The following is a 16,284-nucleotide window of genomic DNA, read 5'->3' as shown; positions in this document are numbered from 1 at the left end:
GTGACTGTAGATGTGTTATAGCTAACAATATTAAAAACTTTAGAAGGAATTTTTTTGAGTTTTTGCAATCATCGATGTGAATAATTTTAAATTATTAGCCGGATACTTGCTAGTCTTTCCAAGATAACCACCTCTGTTGACGCCTGAAAGGCTATTGCTTTTTTAAGCATATTAGATTGTTTAGATTGTATTGTTTTTTTTCTAAGTATTATCGCAGGCCAAACATTATCATAGAGGATGTATGAATCTACACCATTGCTAATTGATTCAAAAGTGTTCAATACTGTTTTGGGAAGCATATCTCCAGAGCACAACGTCAACGACATGGCGAGAAAGATTATAAGATTTGCATAACATTTCAAATAGCTCTTCCGTTGTGGAGTTGCACATTTCAGAAATACGAACAATCCATCTGTCTGGCTTTTCTGTGTCGACTAGGCCAATATTTTTTGCTAAATGGAATTTTGTTACATCACTAATTCCATCTAGCTCTTTCAATACATCTATTCCGTTTTTTTTTAACCTTTTTTTGAAGCTCGTAAATCCCTCATTTGCTATTAGCTTCGATCCGCTCAAAAACCATGATGCTTTTTTTTCATTATTAAAAACATTTAGAACTCGGGAAATTCCTCTCATTCGAGACAAAGATTCAAGGTCGAAATTTTTAAATGCTAGTTTAATTGACGGGAAGTATTTGCTTAGTATGGATTCTTTGAAACCGCTTGCGTAGACGACCCAACAATATTCTGATAAAAACTGTTTAGATTTCATGTTTCTGAAAATTTTTGCATTGGTATTTTTTGCCCAGTCTATCTCTTCAGGGTAACGTTCTCGGCAAAATAAAAAAGATTTTTCAAAAATTTTACATGCAAGGTCGCGATTCATGGGAGTCCTCAACGTGTTAGGGCGTATAGAATCATTTATTATGCAGTATAATATCTTGGTATATAATAAAAATTTTTCCCAAAATTTGCAATACATAGTGAAAGAAAATTTTTAGAATTTATAAGAATAGCCCCTGCAAACTGTTCGTCATCAAAAATGACAGCATTGCGTACGTGTATTTGTACAGTGATAGTATTCACCTGACACCGCCGTCCCCTGCAAAGGCTCCGCATTACAGGCCAGCCTGATATCTTCAATCCGGTAGCCGCCATACCGTGAGCGCGCGATCATCAAGGTCGCGCGCTCCGGCGAAAGCACCTTGTAGACATACGCCTCACCGGCCTGAACCTCCGGAAGATGACAAAACACGCAATGACGCATCTCCCTGCCCTCCAGAAGCAGCTCCATGGCGGTGCGGATGGGGATGATGGCGTTTGTCCCCGGAATGGGCGGCGGCGGAAAGTCCTCGTTTTTCCCGCCAAGCGTGGCCAACGCCGCGCGTTCGTTCAACCGGCGGCTCCACCTGTCGTGGAGGCGCCCTGCCTGCTCCATGGTTGCGCAGGCGCAAACGGCGCGGACGGGATGCCGAATATCCAGTTGCCTACCCAGCCGGACACAGTCCTTGAGATATTCCACAAGGCGGTGGAAAGGGTCTGAAGTCTGCGGTTCCAATTCATTCTCCAGCGATCTCCGGAACACCACAGATTCCATGAGAACCCTGTCGCTGCAAATGGCCGCCCCAACTTCCCGAAGTCTGGACCAGGCGAACACCGGCACATGCCCCCCGCGTTCCAAAAAATCCTGGCTTCGCAGAAGCTGCCGCACGATCCGGGCGTCCTCCAGGGTGTAGCGCATTCCCTTGATCCGGCGCAGGATCGTCAGGCCCCGCGTCTCGACTCCGGGAAACAGCTCTCGGAAAAGCCCCTTGAGCGGCAGCCGCAGCAGCCGGATGATCTCCTGATCGCACACTTGAGCCGACCCCAGGCGTTCTCCCAGGAACCACAGAAGCGGCGAACAGGTTCGCCACAACTGCCTAGCCTCCTCGAAGCGGCTCATGAGGACCAGGCAGGGATACTGCGCATGGCCGACACCCCGGGCCGCCTGGACGGCCTCCGGCGAAAGTCTGGCCAGATAATCGCGTAACCCGTGCGCAGCGGCGGCAGTCCGCGCCGGGGCGTCGATGAGCGCATAGGGAAGATGGTATCCCGGGGCATGGGCCTGGCCCGGCTGCGACTCCGTGACCCTCATGCCCTGCTCTGGAGCGGCGAGGAGATAGGCCCGGGTGCTGTGCTCCGCATAGTCGTAGAGCTTAAGCGACAGCGTGCCGGTCAGCGGGTGGCGGTCGCTGGCGATGATGGCGAAGGCCGGTCTGGTGCGTTGCGTCATATTTCGACCTGCGGAGGCGCTGCCCGGGCGGTCATCCAGGCGTATCCGCCTGACAGGATATCGTGCCGTCTCAGGCCCTGCCTTCACTACTTGACATTGATTCCACATCTCGGAACGATGAGGCAGCATATGACGTACATGCCAACCCAGGAGGTTCCCGCCATGCCGCCCAAACACGACGACGCCACCCCGGGCCAGAAGGCCCTGGCCCTGTATTCCCTTTTGCTCTTCACGGGCAGGCGCTACACGCTGACGGCGCTGGCGGAGAAGATGGCCTGCTCGAAGCAGACGATCCTGCGATTGATCCGCGACATGGAACTTCGAGGCGACAGCCTGGAAATGGGCCTTGAGGGAAGGGAGCGCTGGTACAAGATCAAGACCCCCGCACACAAGCCGCACCTCGCCATCTCCACGCAGGAGTTGCAAAACCTGGTCATGTGCCGGGACATGGTGAGCCACCTTGTGCCCAAGGCCATCCGGGATACGATTGATCATGCCCTGGCCGCCACGACCACGCTTTTGCCCGACTTCGACACCCGCGCCCAGGCGTTCGAAAGCCACTGGCGCACGGAATGCAAGGGCCGCATCGACTATTCAGGGCATGTGGAGATGCTCGCGGCGGCGCGCCAGGCCATCGAGGGGCACGGCATCTGCCGGGTGCGTTACACCGGGGTGGGCAAGACGCAGCCCAGGGAGCATCTCTTCGCGCCGCTGGAATGCGTGTCCTACCGGGAGGCGCTGTACATCTACGGTGTGAAGGTCAAGGACGACGACATCGCCGCCCCCGTCGGCCCCATGATGCTGGCCCTGCACCGCATTTCAAGCCTGGAGCCGACCGGTGAGCACCACAAACACGAAGACCCCGATCCGGATCGTTCAGGCTTTGGGATCATGCACCGGAGTCCCGTGCGCCTTACGATCAGGTTCGACAGCTTCGCCGCGACATATGTCCGGGAACGCATCTGGAGCGAGGACCAGGAGGTCGAAGGCCTCGAAGACGGCGGCGTCCGGTTGCGGTTCACCGCCGCCAACGAGACCGAGGCCCTTTCGTGGGTGTTGAGCTTCGGCGAGCGGGCCGTGGTGGAGGCCCCGGACGCGTTTCGCGACGCCGTGCGGGACGAACTGGCGCACATGGCCGAGCGCTACGCCCCGGAGAAAGGATAAACCTCCCGCCGCCTGCTTCATGACGAATCCCGCTCCGGCGGGATGAGGAGGTTCGGCCGGACAAAGTAGTACTTCATCACCAGCCGCCGCAGGCACTTGGCATGGTCACCGTGGCAGTATTTCGCCACAAGATCGGCGTGCGGGGCGTCCGGAACCCGCGACTGGTAACGATAATAGTCGCACCCGCCGCACAAGTCGGCGTACTGGCAATCCGCACATCGTAGGTGAGTCATCCTCGGCACTCCTCTCGCCGTTTGCGGCATGTCCTGTCTGCGGCATGCTCAGGCTTTACGTATCCGAACTATCAAAGAAATCTGATCGCTATCTCCTGACATGCAACGCCGCCGTCCCGGACAACTCCCGGGACAATCAGAAGGGGCGAGGCGACAGAGCGCTTCCATTGCTTGAACCGATTCCAGGCCATCTCCGTGCGCATCACTGGCTCGCACAAGCCTTCCCTGACCTCGGCCCGCCGACTCCATGCGATTTCCATGGCGGACGGCCTGCGGACTGCTCGCCTTGGTCATGTGCGGGCAGGATGGAACCAAGACGTTCCAAAAAAAGGAATCGTGCAAAGAAAAAGCATTGAACCTTTGAGGGATGGGCCGCTGGGCTTCAGTCTTGAGCTGAAGCTGGCCGTGGCCCGGATTGATTCCGGATTCTGGAACATGACTGGCGCATGGTGCCGCATGCGGTCATAACGCACGAAGACCTTGCCCGTTCCCGTCAGGAGGCCCGCCATGTCCAGCTTTGAGGAGCATTGCCAGGAGTCGGTACGACTGTTCGGTAGGCCGTTTCGCGAGGTGCATCTGTGGCTGGATGAGCTTGCCGGGAAGCCTCCCCACGGCATGCGACACCGCAGATTCCGGCATCATGCGGCCGGGGTGCGGCAGGTGGAGGCCCTTTTCGGCCCGGAGGCCGCACGAGCAGCCCGACAGCACATTGAGTCGGACCTCAGGCAAGAGGGATGGACCAGTAACGATCCCTTCCCGCGAGACAGCGAGCAGTATGTGGCAATGGGGCTTTTCTGACCTTGCGCAGGATAATGTTGCCGTCAGACTGGCCGTTTCTCGCTATCATGGAGATGTTTGAATATGAAAGACTCCAAGGTTAATGAAATTATCACGCAAATATCCACCATGCTCGATGTCATTAAAGTGATGACAAATGATACGGATATTGTTGCCATGCAAAATCAATTTTATCACCTTGAAAATCAAATTTTGTATCTTAAAACAGTGATAAGCACAAGAAAATGTTGCAATTCTGATTTTTTATCATGGGCTGACATGAGTGATGATGATGTTAAAAAACTGAATATTCTGAATAAAATTTGCCATAAAATTCAGTCTGAACTGTTAGATATGTATAAAGCCTCTTCCGTGGAGGTTATGTCATGGTTAGAAAAGCCTTCAAAGGCATCTTTTCGAGATTACGAATTGCCGGTACTTATTACAGGTTATATTGGGGAGGGTGACCCAGAGTGGACCGATGACGCGGATAACATTCTGGTTTCTTTTGAAGACACAATAATGATTGATGACTTGCTTAAAAATGTTGATTTTTCAGACATTACAGTTCCTATTGCAAAACCACATTCTTGTATTTTTCACGCACTATACGATCATAGTTCACCAAGATTGTCGTGGAAAAACATGCTTAGAATCAAAACAATTTGGGCTGAAATCCATACATGGAAACAATGTAAGTTTGAAATCAGTTATTAAATTATTGTTATAGTGATATAAAATTTCAAGTGGATTCAAAACCAAACGCAGTAGGCGAAATGAGCTATAGAGATCGATAATCCCGAGCAATACGATACAACGCTGAACTAGAAGAAACGATATGATTGTAGACCCGCCGTATTGCCGCTATTTCCGGGATTCACGACGTCTGTGCTTCGATCTGCGCCGCGTGTACGGCGCACCGTGGGCCGTCTTCAGGCTGCGGTCCTGGGAGGAAGGGCTTTGGGTCGAAAAGCGGGCGGCCGTGTGTTGGCGACGTGACGAGGCAGCCTTCGACTATGTGCTTGTTTCCGAAGAGATATCGGCCCTCCCGACGGATCATCCCCTGCGGGCATACCACGACACGATCCCTGAAAACGTGGCCGATCTGGCCAAGCCGTTCCGGCAACACCAGCTTCGGGTCTTGCAGGCCCTGGCCGCATATCCTCAAGCATCGGATTTGGCGCTCCAATCTCCCCTGATCTTCTGGATCGCGGCATCGCTTTTGCCGGGCGCGCCAGGCGGCAAGGATGTCGTCACTCTCTTTTCCCAGCGCCGGGCCAGCATCCTGGAACGCTTTTTCGGGCATGGGAGCCGGTCCCTTGTTCGGTTCTTTGGCAAACTACGTAACCCAACCTTCGAGCCGCGAGACTTCACCGCCCTCAAAAAGCTGAAAGCCGCACCTGAGGTGGCCTGGAATCTCAGACATCTCCCTGCGGTGGATTGGGCGCTCCTGCGGTTTCTGCTGGGCAGACCGGAGCTTTTCCGGTTCCGGGCCGTGCGGGAGTTGCTGCGGAATCTGCCGGAGAATTCGCCGCATCGGCTCATTATGAACGTGGAGCGTCTTTTGCGTGACGTGCTGCGCCTGGGGGAAATCCTGAGACGGGGGCATGCGCTGGAGTATGTCGAGACGCTGCCGACCATTGATGAAGTGGCTCAGGTTCATGAAAGGTGGTCCGTGGAACTCAACGCGACCCACACGCAGCGCATGATTGAGAGATATGGCGACGATCTTCCCAAGCCTCCGTTTCCGGGAACGGATTCGATCTTCCCCATCACGACCGTCACGGAGCTTCTCGAGGAAGGCCGTACGATGCAGCACTGCGTGGGAAGCTATATCGAAACACTTCGCGAATCGAGAACATATATTTACACGATGAGAAAACCAGAGAGGGCGACGGTTGAAATTCATCGACTTGCGGATGGCAAAGTCCGGCTCGGACAGTGCAAGCTATCGCATAATCGCCAGCCGTCACAGGAAACCATGGCCGCCGTTCACGATTGGATTTCGTCGATCAGTAAAAAATGAAGTAGAGTGATGTATTTTTCAAAAAAGATTTACACTATTGAACTTTCAGGCAATTTGTTAATAATAGCACTTTTTAAATATTTATGTTGGTGTTCAAAAACATATTCAAATAATTTAAGACACATTTTTGCGTCATATAGTGCTTGATGTAGCTCGGACTCCTTTACCTTAATACCCCTACGTTTCACTGCATCCACCAACTTCCCTCCACAGATTTCCATAGTACATAACCATGGAATAGATAGAGATAAAAAACTCCTATCAAATTTGGCATTGTGGGCAACCGCAAAATTGGCATTGCTACAAAATTCAAAAAAACTTTGATCTTCTCGAAAATATAACGGGTATTCGCCGTCTTCTCTAAGGATTTGTATTTGAGCTGCGGATAGTCCATTTACTTCCTGTGCATATGGGTTCCATTTTTCAACAGGATAATAATGCCGGAGAAATGTATCTAGTCTTGTTGTTTTTTTTCTTTCCCAGTCGACAGAAATCAAGATTCCGGCAGCAGAAAGAACTGATGCGCCATAAAATCCATTGGTTTCAAAATCGATAACTACACCAATCATGATAGGCTCCAAAAAAATATTTTTAAGCTGCCGATTGACAGTTTTCTGCGCTGCGGATTGATCAAAAGAAATTAATTATAAATCAGAAGTCAAACTCAAACCACTACCTCGCCGGGAACGACGGTGCCAGGTGAATACTCACCGTACATTTATAGAACATAGCGAACAATTTTAAAAACCTCAGGGGGGATGATGCTTGGGTTTGCAGGATCGTTGATGTGAATAATGTCAAAACTGCTTGCTGGATACTTACTAATCCTTCCGATATAGCCTCCTCTATCAAGTCCAGAAGAGGCCAAGCCTTTGCTTAGGCGTAGTTTGTTTGTTGGGTCGTATTGCTCTTTTAGCCCACATATTATTGCAGATTCAACCTCTTTATAATGAATCTTTTCAATTGTATCTCCATTAGTTATCGATGCAAAAGCAAATTGCAAACTTTTTAAAAAATTTACTCTTCTTTCAATGCTTGAAAAGTCAAAGAATGTATTTTTAATAGCTGAAGGAAATATAGCTGGATAGTTGGCTGTAGGAAGATATATATTGACATTATTTGTTGCAAGATCGAAATAATCTTTGCCTGCGTAATTTTGATGCAAAAAATCAATAAAATTAGATCCTTTTTCTGGGTAATAACATGTGTAAAGACCTGATATAGTATTTGAAAAATGCGTAACAAACCTGTTCCAGAATTTTTTTGTTTGCCCTACATAACAAACATGTTTGGAATTTATAATCCATATATATGCATCCATGTGAAGTTAAATAGCTAGAGACATTTTTCGTATCAAAATCTTCCGCTTTTTCGACTACCTTCCAATTCAGGGTAATAGTTGGCATAAATTCCCCAAGAGCGTTGAGAAGTTTTGTTTTATAACAAACATTAACAAAGTCTGTTTGAGGTCAAACTATAAATATCTCAATAAATTTACAAGTCTTTTCAAGAAAATATAACTCGAGATACATCCGCAGGAAGATGGGGGAAGCGGAAGTACTTCGCATGCGGGCGAAGGTCACTATGTCGAGCCTCCCGAACATATCCAGTCTTCAAACTGATGCGAATTTCAGTGTGACCCAATAGATCCCGAAGTGCCTTTGGGAAAGCATATCGAAAATAATAGAGATTGCCTTTGAGGTAAAGATAGGTCGGCGATGAACGCCGGAGGACTGCGGTAGAGTCCACGGAGGTGGTGTAAATTCAGTAGTCGTCCAGGCTGGGGGGTGCCTCCAGCCTGGACGGGATGGGCGAGGTGGCCATCGGATCAAATGGCTGTAAGGTGAAGTTGCGAAGCCGCACCTGCAACCAAAGGAGACCACGATGGCCGAGGACAGCATGGCATTAATCGAGCTGATGCAAAAGGCTGACGGCGGCGATTTTCTTCGTTCCCTGGCGGAAGCTGTTTTGCAGCTTCTCATGGAAGCCGATGTGGACGGCTTGATCGGGGCCAGCCGCCACGAACGAGGCCCTGAGCGAGTGAGCTACCGCAACGGCTACCGGGACCGCAGCCTTGATACACGCGTCGGCTCCCTGCAACTGCGCGTCCCCAAACTGCGTCAGGGCAGCTATTTTCCGCCCTTCCTGGAGCCGCGTAAGACCAGTGAGCGCGCCTTGGTGGCCGTCATCCAGGAGGCCTGGATCGGCGGCATATCGACGCGGCGCGTGGACGATCTCGTCCAGGCCATGGGTCTTTCCGGCATCTCGAAATCACAAGTGTCCAAGCTGTGCAAGGACATCGATGAACGGGTCCATGCCTTTCTTTCCAGGCCACTAACGGGAGAATGGCCCTATTTGTGGCTGGACGCGACCTACCTCAAGCAGCGCGAAGGCGGTCGGGTGGTCAGCGTCGCCGCCATAATCGCCGTGGCAGCTAACACGGAAGGCCGCCGAGAAATCGTGGGTCTGCACATCGGTCCCAGCGAAGCCGAGCCATTCTGGTCTTTTTTCCTTAAAGGCCTTCTTCGCCGTGGCTTAAGCGGAGTGAAACTGGTCATCTCCGATGCCCATGAGGGTCTCAAGGCCGCGATAGCCAAGACGTTCGGGGCCACGTGGCAGCGTTGCCGAGTCCACTGGATGCGAAACGCCTTGGCTCGGGTTCCCAAGTCCCAGCACGCCATGGTTTCAGCCGCCCTGCGCCAGGCCTTTCTGCAGCCGGACGCGGCTAGTGCCAGCCAGACTTGGCGGCATGTCGCCGATCAGCTTCGTGGAAAATGGCCACGCCTTGCCAGCTTCATGGACGAAACCGAGCACGACGTGTTGGCCTACATGAGCTTCCCGACACAGCACCGGGTGAAACTGCACAGCACCAATCCCCTAGAAAGGTTGAATAAAGAGGTGAAAAGGCGGGCGGACGTGGTCGGTATCTTCCCCAACGAACAGTCCATCATCCGGCTCATCGGGGCCATCTTGCTCGAGCAAAACGACGAGTGGCAGCTGCAAAGCCGCTACATGCAGGTCGAGGCCATGGCCGAACTCAATCCCCAACTCAACGAGGCGCAGCCAGCCCAAATTCCACCCAGGGCAGCCTGACCGATTGCCACCTCAAACCCAACAGAATTTACACCACGTTGACGGACGTGACCCAGAGAAACGATTTTTCCTCCTGATTTCCCGGCACAGGACGAGGGTGACGGGTTTGCTGTAAAACCAGGTACCTGGCGTCGAGCCGCAACAACTTCGAATCCGGTTTTCGGACTCCGGTTCGGTTCCCAAAACGGGAATCGAATTGACATGGCCTCACCCCTTCGGCGGATACGGGTCGTTCCCATGGCTGTCCTTGTTCTGGATCTTCCCGTCTTTGCCGTGAATGTAAAACTCGGTATCTTGGTTCTTGCTGATCTTGCGCCCGGCATCGACAGCATCCTGCTTCTTGTCGAAGTGGCCGCTGCTACGAGTCGCGCCGTCCTTTTTGACGTCCCACCCGCCGTCGCTGTTGGGGACTACGTGATGTGATCCGGGTTTCTTTGGCATGGTTGCCCCCTGTTTACTTGGTTTCTGCTGAAATAAGTTGCGTGGCCAACTTCAACGGATCTTCCAGTTCCGATAGCGGACCTATTTCCGGTGGTTCCAACGAAATCAGCCACTCAGCCAAATCCGCTGACTCATGGTTGCCGTTCTGGCTGAGGCTGAACAGTAGGTCTTCCTGGCGGGGTTGACCGAAAACCATCCGATAAAGAGCTAAACCTTGCTTTAGTCGTTTGAGCTTCCCGACCTCCTTACTGTACGGAAGCATTGGAATACGGCGCTCCACACGGGCAGAGCCATCCTCGAAGATCCAATACGGGATGAGATCGGAATGCCCATTGGATTTGCCTCGGACCGCGACTTGGAAAAGAGTCTGCCACGGGTCCCCACCCTCATGAGCCCCAGAGAGAGCAGTCAGACCATACCGTTCCGCAACATTCTTTCTGACCGCATGGCCTTTATAGCGATGAACCCGGCCTTCGCGTTGTTCAAGATCAACGGGATTAGAGGGCAGATTCCAATGGACCACCGCATGGCACCAAGTGTGGAAGTCCAACCCTTCCTGACCAATTGAGGTCGATGCCAGAACGAAGGGACGAAACGGAGAGTTGAAGGCATCTCGCACCGAATCGGCGCGAACGAGAGCCTGGTTATTGTCGTCTCGAATATCCCCGAACCGGAGCGAGAAACGACAGCGGGTGTTGAAATCATCAAGAGCAAAGCCGTCGCCCGACATCTTTATTTCGTCGATTCGAATTTGAGCGGTCCGCAGTGACAACACCGATTGGATGCACTCGGCTATGCCAGCCACCTGTTTTTCTGGTGAGTGCTCTTGGAGACCCAAAGACTCTCGAAGGACATGCACATATTCGTCGAGGACTGATTGGAGATTTCCGTCGATACCGTACAGAAGCGTCAACCGCCAATAGGTATCCTCGCCGGAGCCCCGCAGCATGGCAATCGTTTCCGGCATGTTGAAGAGAGATCGGAAGCCGGATGCGATTTTGGCTGCGGCTGACAGCAGGTTTGGATCGGATGCGTCGAGCCCGGAAGCGATACGGCGAAGTGCTCGTAAAGCGCACACGCCAGGACCGGCAAGAGCGAGATCGCAAAGCACATCGACCAGATCATCCGGCTGAGGGCCGAGAGGAATTTTGCCCTCCGCCATGCTGACCAGCAGGTCGATGTGATCTTTGAAGCGGGTGCCAGATTCATGGTCCGGCGTAGCGGATCTCCACCCCGAATGGCTCTTACACCAGTCCAGCAACCCGTTATGAGAATCGAGAAGAATGGGTGCCGCCCAATACCATCGCTCATCAGCTCGCGTCCCTTCCCCGGCATCAGGCAGGGTCTCGACCAAACTGCGGCAAATAGCCTTGACCTCGTTCCTCAGTTCCTGGGCTTCCACTGGTCCGCTTCCACGGCGCAGTGCAATCTCGAGCGGATCAATCTTGGAGGCAAGGGTTGGGGACGGCAGCAACCAGGTAATGACCGGCATGCCAGTCATACGATTATCGTTTGAGGCCACAGCAAATCGCAGCAATGGCTTAATCTTATCATAGAGTTCGCTGTGGGAAACCGAGGTTCCGGCGATCATCTTCCGTTCGGCTTCGTAGGAGCAGATTGACGCAACCGCGTCCGGAACAGCACTCCAAGAGGAAAACACAAGGGCCTTAGTGATGCCATCCTTGTCCCGGTATGCGCCACCAGGCTCGATATACGGCATGGATGGCGGCATCCATAAAAGCTGCCACATGCCCTTATCAATTGTGTCCTCGAAAAGTACGCGCATCCTCGGATTGGCAGGATCGAGAGCCTGATAGCCTTCCAGTTTGTCCTTCGTCAGCAACTGCCCATTTGCCGATGAAAGAGTTTTGCGAAGAGCATCTGAAGGAGCATTCAACTGGGCATCCAGCTTATGCCTCAGTTCATAATGTTTCAGGAAGTTGATCAGGTAAGGCGCAGACTTCCAGTATTCGATTGGTTCCTCGGCCTTAACGCAGATTGCCACCGCGTCAACCGTCGCGGCGTGCTGAAGGTCCGCTGGCGTAAGGGGAGCCGTCCGTTCAATTTCAGTCAGCATCGAGTTGTGATCACGAGTCGTCGCGACCCGTTCCGTCCGGCACATGACCTTCAGGAGAGCGCTTTCAAGTTCGGCCTTTTTCCCCGGATGACATACCGAGCCCTTCACGCAGGCGTGGAGCGTCGTTCGATGCTCTGACAAAAGACTTTTGACTTCATCAAGCCTACCGGAATCATTGAAGAGGAAGTTCAGTGTCCTGATGAAATCTGGATAGTGATCGTCCTCGTCATTCTCCTGGTCGAGAGTGAACATCTTGTAAGGTGTTGCGGAAAGCAGCAGAACGCGAACGTTGGGATGTTCAAAGAGCGCGGTCGCCAGCATGGAGGCTTCGTCATCGCCATCCAGCAGGTGCTTAAATCGTTGGAACTCATCAAGGATGACCAGATCGGGCTCAAGCGCGGAAAGGCACACTGAAGCCAGCTTGCTTCTGAGTTTTCCGATCAGGTCGTAGCGAAGCTCAGAGTCCTCCCCGGGGATTCTGCTGTAGTCCCGGTAACGATCAAAGCGTTCACAGCCCTCCTTCAAGGCCGCATACAATTCGGCATCCTCGAGAACTGCCCGTCGGAAGGCCTTGGAAAGGTCTGCATCCAGCTCGTCCGCTGGGAGATTTTTGGCTTTGGCTCGCCAGCTATCCTTTCCTGCTGTCGCCTGAAGGATGTTGAGGAGGCCTACGCGCAGCCTTCTGCGCTGTTCATTTTGCGCCAGAGGCAAGTCGTACAGCATTCGATAGAGGATAGCCCGTTCGTCGGCGTGCCCCCCTCGACTGCGAGCATGGTCGAAGGCGGTGCCGGGCGTCAGGCTGATGAAATTTACCTTGTTCTTTCGCAGCGAGCGTACTTGTCTGGGTAGGTAAGTGAGTCGCGTAGAGATTGAAAAACCATCCGTGTCGCTGACATTGAGCCTGTTGACATTCTGGGTCGCGATGGCGGCATTGGAGCAGATGTAGATCACATCGACCCGATCCACCTCGTCCTGGAGGTGCTCTAAGGCCCTGGCAATAATTCCCCGGGCGACAAGCGTTTTCCCGAGCCCAACTTCATCTGCAACCAGAAAACGGGAAGTCGAGCCATTGCCATAGAGCCGCTTGAAGACGTATTCTACGGTCTTCCTCTGAAAATCTTTCAGTCCGGCCAAAGCGGGCTCTGAAAAAAAGCGGCTTCTATGCATCACGCCCCCCGATAGCAGATTCAAAGACTGTCCAGAGGTTAAAAAAATCCTTGGGGATAATCGCATTCTGACTTCCTTGGGACAGATCACGAACCAGCCTCGAAATTTCCACCAGTCTCTCCGGGTGTCGGCTGTACGTGCGGGTCAGCTCTTCTAATAACGGGATATCCTCACCGTCGGCCAACCGGGCCAACCATTTGGCAAACCCGGAACAACTGCCCGGACCAGGCTCAGGCACCCCACCATCACCCAGCAAGAGCAGGAGATACCGAAGGAATCCCTCTTGATTGTGGATAACGGTTTGCAGAATAGCGGAGTTGCGTTCCTCGGGAATGCCTTTGAGGGGAAGGTTGAGCACGAATCTAGCCGTAACATCCGGATGGTTGGTCTTAAGCTCAAACGCTATAAGGCCTGTAACAGAAGAGGCGGATAACTCACCAAGCCTAACCAAGCCATGAATACCGCCCTCCAGTATGTCCACCGCAAAAGCGGTAGTGACGGTTATCGGCCATGCCGAAGCTGCGACAATCCCTTCAAGACGTGGGATCTCTCCGGCTAGCACCAATGCCCACAGACCGTCCTTCGATCCGGGGCTACACTCGATGGACAAAGCTACTTCAGATATGCAGGAGCGAGCCATCTCAAGGATTTTCTCAGCCTCCAGCCGAACAGCATCAATCTCTATAGCCTTTGCCATGTCGAAATTGATAAGATATTCTCCTAATCCGTCAGCACCAAGAAGCTCGTCAATGCCGCCAACTTTGCTCTTCCGGCCAACCAGACCGACCAGGATCTCGATATTCTTCGAAGCTTTCAGTGCCGGGTTGGTCGCATTTGCGGACCCCATAACTAGATGGGTGTAATCTGAATAGTATCTGGTCTCAAACAGATAAACCTTTGCATGAAGGCCGGTCGCAAGCGGCTGCTCGGTGGCTTCTTCTTCCTCGCCATCCTCGGTTTCTGCCGCGTCGTCCAAATGAAGACATTGCGTGAAGAGCTCGAGAGTCTCTTTCTTCAGGGCTGACAATGACTCCGGGCGCGAGATGAGAGCATCAGCGGCCTTGGTATATTTCGTCAATTCCTCCAGGGCTTTGTCGGAACAGAACGGCGAAATGACGACCATCCGATTCGCTGTGGGAGGCTTCCAGTCAAACCCTTTCGTTCCTGGAAGATAGAAAGTCAGCTCGTCAAAGCCGTCGGGAAGCTCCCACTGGACTCGATGTAGCTCGTCCGCAAATCTGAGCGCTTGTTCGTTCCTTCCCGATTCTGTTGGTCCGATGGCCAGATCAGGAAGCGTCTTGAAGAAATGTGCCAGCGGTTTATTTGATTTGAACTTTCTACCTGCAATCGTGCCTTCGAGCTGAAGTGACAGATCCCAGGATTGATCGGTGGTCATATTCCTCGTCAGGACCACCAAACGATACATCGCGTTGCTTTTGTCAGGGCTGATAAAGCGAATTGCCCAGACTTTTGGATGAAAAACACCTCCACCAGGGGCCGTTACCTCGACAACCATTTCCTCCAGAAACCCAAACAATGGGTTGGGCTTGGCAATCTGGGGCACTTGAATCCGTCCTCGTTGCACATAGACGGTGATGCGTTTCGAGTACCTGCGGATGGCTTCAAGCACAGACAACGGGTCAGGTTCTGTCTGACCATCCGCAGCCATTAGCGCCAGATAGACAGGGGTTTCGAGTAGTAAGGCTGGGTCCATAGAAAAGGTGGTCGCAACGGCCTCGTCGAAAATCATCCCCGGCGGAGGGGTTAATGCAGAGGTATAAAGACTCCGGGAGTTTGGGTTCAGCATTTCTCCTCCCGTTTCATCCCCTGGTACAGGTCGTCCAAAAGCACCTTCACATTCGGCCAACGATAGACAAGTCTTCCGACGCCGGAGTACCCGCCCCACTGCTCGAGCGCCCTCTGGTTCCTGAATCGGGAACGCGTGCCCTTGAGTTTCATTTCCCTTCTTTTGATTAGGGTGAGCGCATCGGCGTTAGAAAGGAGGCCGCTGGGGGACTGCCGGGTATGGTCGATCCACTGCTGAACAAAGGATCTCGTTTGAGGGGTGATGGTGTGACCATGGTCTATGGTCAACTCCCAGAGGCGGCTCACCGACCAGGAGCGAATCTCCTCCAGGGGAAGATTTGCGGTCCATTCGTCGAAACTTGCCTGATGCTCGGCGACAAGGTCTTCATGGTTTCGAAGCCTGGCGAGTTGAACGTTATACGAGAGCGCCGCTCCATGCATCACCTCCGAGAACAGCCGTGCATGGGTCAGGAGTTCTTTATGCTGCTCGGAAAAGCGGCCGTAATCCGGATGTTCCCATGGGGCTTGGGTGTCAACGGGATCGCAGTGCAGCGCCAAGAAAGAGAGGAGGCTGCCCCGGCAAGCGACCTGGATTCGATCCCGAATAAACTCAGCTTCTTCCCGGGATAAAGCGAAGTTTACCATGGAAGGAAAATCTTCCGGAGACGCGGGCAATCGCGGATGCCAACTGAGAGAGGCCACTCGCTGCTCAACGTCGATGTCGTCTCCTCGTACCTTTGCGTCTTTCTCAAGAGCCTTCAGGGCATTCCGACGACGGTAAGCTTCGTCGATGCGCCTGTGATATTCGTCCTGCGAGAATGGCGTAATGCGTATTCCCCAGGCACCGAGACCGGCCCAGTAGACAGAGCTGGGCAACCGTTTGAGCCTCTTTCCTGCGGTTTTGCCAAATACGCCAGCCTGATCATCGGAGTCCATCAATGGCTGAACCAGGTCCCTTTCCAGCTTGTCGGCCTGGATCGCAAAACTCTCCGCAGGTAGTCGCTTCTCTTCCAGGGAATGGTAAATCCATGGCACAAAAAGCATGTAGCGGAGGCGCGTCTGGATCGTGCTTGTTCCTGGGAATAACTGATCGGCAAAGCTGTCCCGAACGGAGCCGAGCCCAAGCTCGTCACGACTTTCCTTTTCTTGGAAAAGGGAAAGGATGCGAAGCGTGCGTTCCCTCGCTTTCGAGTCATGATCAATCCATGCAAGGACGGAAGGCATACCAG

Annotated in this window: 16 protein-coding genes; 6 read left to right on the top strand and 10 right to left on the bottom strand. The window is 52.7% G+C overall.

What is annotated here, in order from left to right:
- Positions 1-267 precede the first annotated feature (267 nt).
- Both GD606_RS19465 and GD606_RS19460 read right to left on the bottom strand, forming a co-directional pair.
- Positions 268-885 carry a hypothetical protein gene (locus tag GD606_RS19465; protein ID WP_163300897.1) on the bottom strand — a complete coding sequence of 206 codons (618 nt, stop codon included), beginning with the start codon at positions 883-885 and terminating at the stop codon, positions 268-270.
- 150 nt (positions 886-1,035) lie between these two features.
- Complete coding sequence (locus GD606_RS19460) at positions 1,036-2,271, bottom strand: PcfJ domain-containing protein (protein WP_163300896.1); 1,236 nt, start codon at positions 2,269-2,271, stop codon at positions 1,036-1,038.
- Between the two features lie 162 nt (positions 2,272-2,433).
- Here GD606_RS19460 and GD606_RS19455 point away from each other — a divergent pair, with 162 nt between their 5' ends.
- The gene (locus GD606_RS19455; protein WP_163300895.1) at positions 2,434-3,435 is read left to right on the top strand and encodes a helix-turn-helix transcriptional regulator; all 1,002 of its coding nucleotides are present in this window, start codon (positions 2,434-2,436) and stop codon (positions 3,433-3,435) included.
- Positions 3,436-3,452: 17 nt separating this feature from the next.
- Here GD606_RS19455 and GD606_RS19450 read toward each other — a convergent pair whose 3' ends face one another.
- Complete coding sequence (locus tag GD606_RS19450) at positions 3,453-3,668, bottom strand: hypothetical protein (RefSeq protein ID WP_163300894.1); 216 nt, start codon at positions 3,666-3,668, stop codon at positions 3,453-3,455.
- Between the two features lie 195 nt (positions 3,669-3,863).
- On the opposite strand from GD606_RS19450, the gene GD606_RS19445 reads away from it, so the two are divergent.
- The 4 genes from GD606_RS19445 to GD606_RS19430 all read left to right on the top strand — a co-directional run bounded on the left by GD606_RS19445 (position 3,864) and on the right by GD606_RS19430 (position 6,471).
- Positions 3,864-4,136 carry a hypothetical protein gene (locus tag GD606_RS19445; RefSeq protein ID WP_163300893.1) on the top strand — a complete coding sequence of 91 codons (273 nt, stop codon included), beginning with the start codon at positions 3,864-3,866 and terminating at the stop codon, positions 4,134-4,136.
- A gap of 39 nt (positions 4,137-4,175) precedes the next feature.
- Complete coding sequence (locus tag GD606_RS19440; protein ID WP_163300892.1) at positions 4,176-4,466, top strand: DUF6915 family protein; 291 nt, start codon at positions 4,176-4,178, stop codon at positions 4,464-4,466.
- Between the two features lie 63 nt (positions 4,467-4,529).
- Positions 4,530-5,162, top strand: a complete 633-nt coding sequence (locus GD606_RS19435) for a hypothetical protein (protein ID WP_163300891.1) — start codon at positions 4,530-4,532, stop codon at positions 5,160-5,162.
- Between the two features lie 121 nt (positions 5,163-5,283).
- A complete protein-coding gene (locus GD606_RS19430) occupies positions 5,284-6,471 on the top strand; it encodes a PcfJ domain-containing protein (RefSeq protein WP_163300890.1) in 1,188 nt (395 codons plus the stop codon).
- 29 nt (positions 6,472-6,500) lie between these two features.
- Here the strand turns inward: GD606_RS19430 and GD606_RS19425 are convergent, their stop codons facing one another.
- The 3 genes from GD606_RS19425 to GD606_RS20980 all read right to left on the bottom strand — a co-directional run bounded on the left by GD606_RS19425 (position 6,501) and on the right by GD606_RS20980 (position 8,220).
- Positions 6,501-7,040, bottom strand: a complete 540-nt coding sequence (locus tag GD606_RS19425) for a 3'-5' exonuclease (RefSeq protein ID WP_163300889.1) — start codon at positions 7,038-7,040, stop codon at positions 6,501-6,503.
- A gap of 149 nt (positions 7,041-7,189) precedes the next feature.
- A complete protein-coding gene (locus tag GD606_RS19420; RefSeq protein WP_163300888.1) occupies positions 7,190-7,792 on the bottom strand; it encodes a hypothetical protein in 603 nt (200 codons plus the stop codon).
- A 185-nt stretch (positions 7,793-7,977) separates the two neighbouring features.
- Positions 7,978-8,220 carry a DUF6538 domain-containing protein gene (locus GD606_RS20980; protein ID WP_368356355.1) on the bottom strand — a complete coding sequence of 81 codons (243 nt, stop codon included), beginning with the start codon at positions 8,218-8,220 and terminating at the stop codon, positions 7,978-7,980.
- Positions 8,221-8,355: 135 nt separating this feature from the next.
- Here GD606_RS20980 and GD606_RS19415 point away from each other — a divergent pair, with 135 nt between their 5' ends.
- Positions 8,356-9,564: an IS256 family transposase gene (locus GD606_RS19415; RefSeq protein WP_163300887.1), complete on the top strand. Its 1,209-nt coding sequence runs from the start codon at positions 8,356-8,358 to the stop codon at positions 9,562-9,564.
- Between the two features lie 207 nt (positions 9,565-9,771).
- Here GD606_RS19415 and GD606_RS19410 read toward each other — a convergent pair whose 3' ends face one another.
- The 4 genes from GD606_RS19410 to GD606_RS19395 are packed head-to-tail and all read right to left on the bottom strand — an operon-like array spanning position 9,772 to position 16,279.
- Positions 9,772-10,005, bottom strand: a complete 234-nt coding sequence (locus GD606_RS19410; RefSeq protein ID WP_163300886.1) for a DUF2188 domain-containing protein — start codon at positions 10,003-10,005, stop codon at positions 9,772-9,774.
- A 13-nt stretch (positions 10,006-10,018) separates the two neighbouring features.
- A complete protein-coding gene (locus tag GD606_RS19405) occupies positions 10,019-13,315 on the bottom strand; it encodes a DEAD/DEAH box helicase (protein WP_246298904.1) in 3,297 nt (1,098 codons plus the stop codon).
- Positions 13,242-15,056, bottom strand: coding sequence for a phospholipase D family protein (locus GD606_RS19400; protein ID WP_163300885.1), 1,815 nt, complete (start codon positions 15,054-15,056; stop codon positions 13,242-13,244). The genes GD606_RS19405 and GD606_RS19400 overlap by 74 nt, the downstream gene beginning before the upstream one ends.
- Positions 15,050-16,279, bottom strand: coding sequence for a DUF6361 family protein (locus GD606_RS19395; protein WP_163300884.1), 1,230 nt, complete (start codon positions 16,277-16,279; stop codon positions 15,050-15,052). The genes GD606_RS19400 and GD606_RS19395 overlap by 7 nt, the downstream gene beginning before the upstream one ends.
- Positions 16,280-16,284 lie beyond the last annotated feature (5 nt).

This window comes from Desulfolutivibrio sulfodismutans DSM 3696, from assembly GCF_013376455.1.
Classification (GTDB): Bacteria; Desulfobacterota; Desulfovibrionia; order Desulfovibrionales; family Desulfovibrionaceae; genus Desulfolutivibrio; species Desulfolutivibrio sulfodismutans.
The sequence above is the reverse complement of the archived record's forward strand: the minus strand, read 5'-3'. Positions and strand labels throughout refer to the sequence as shown.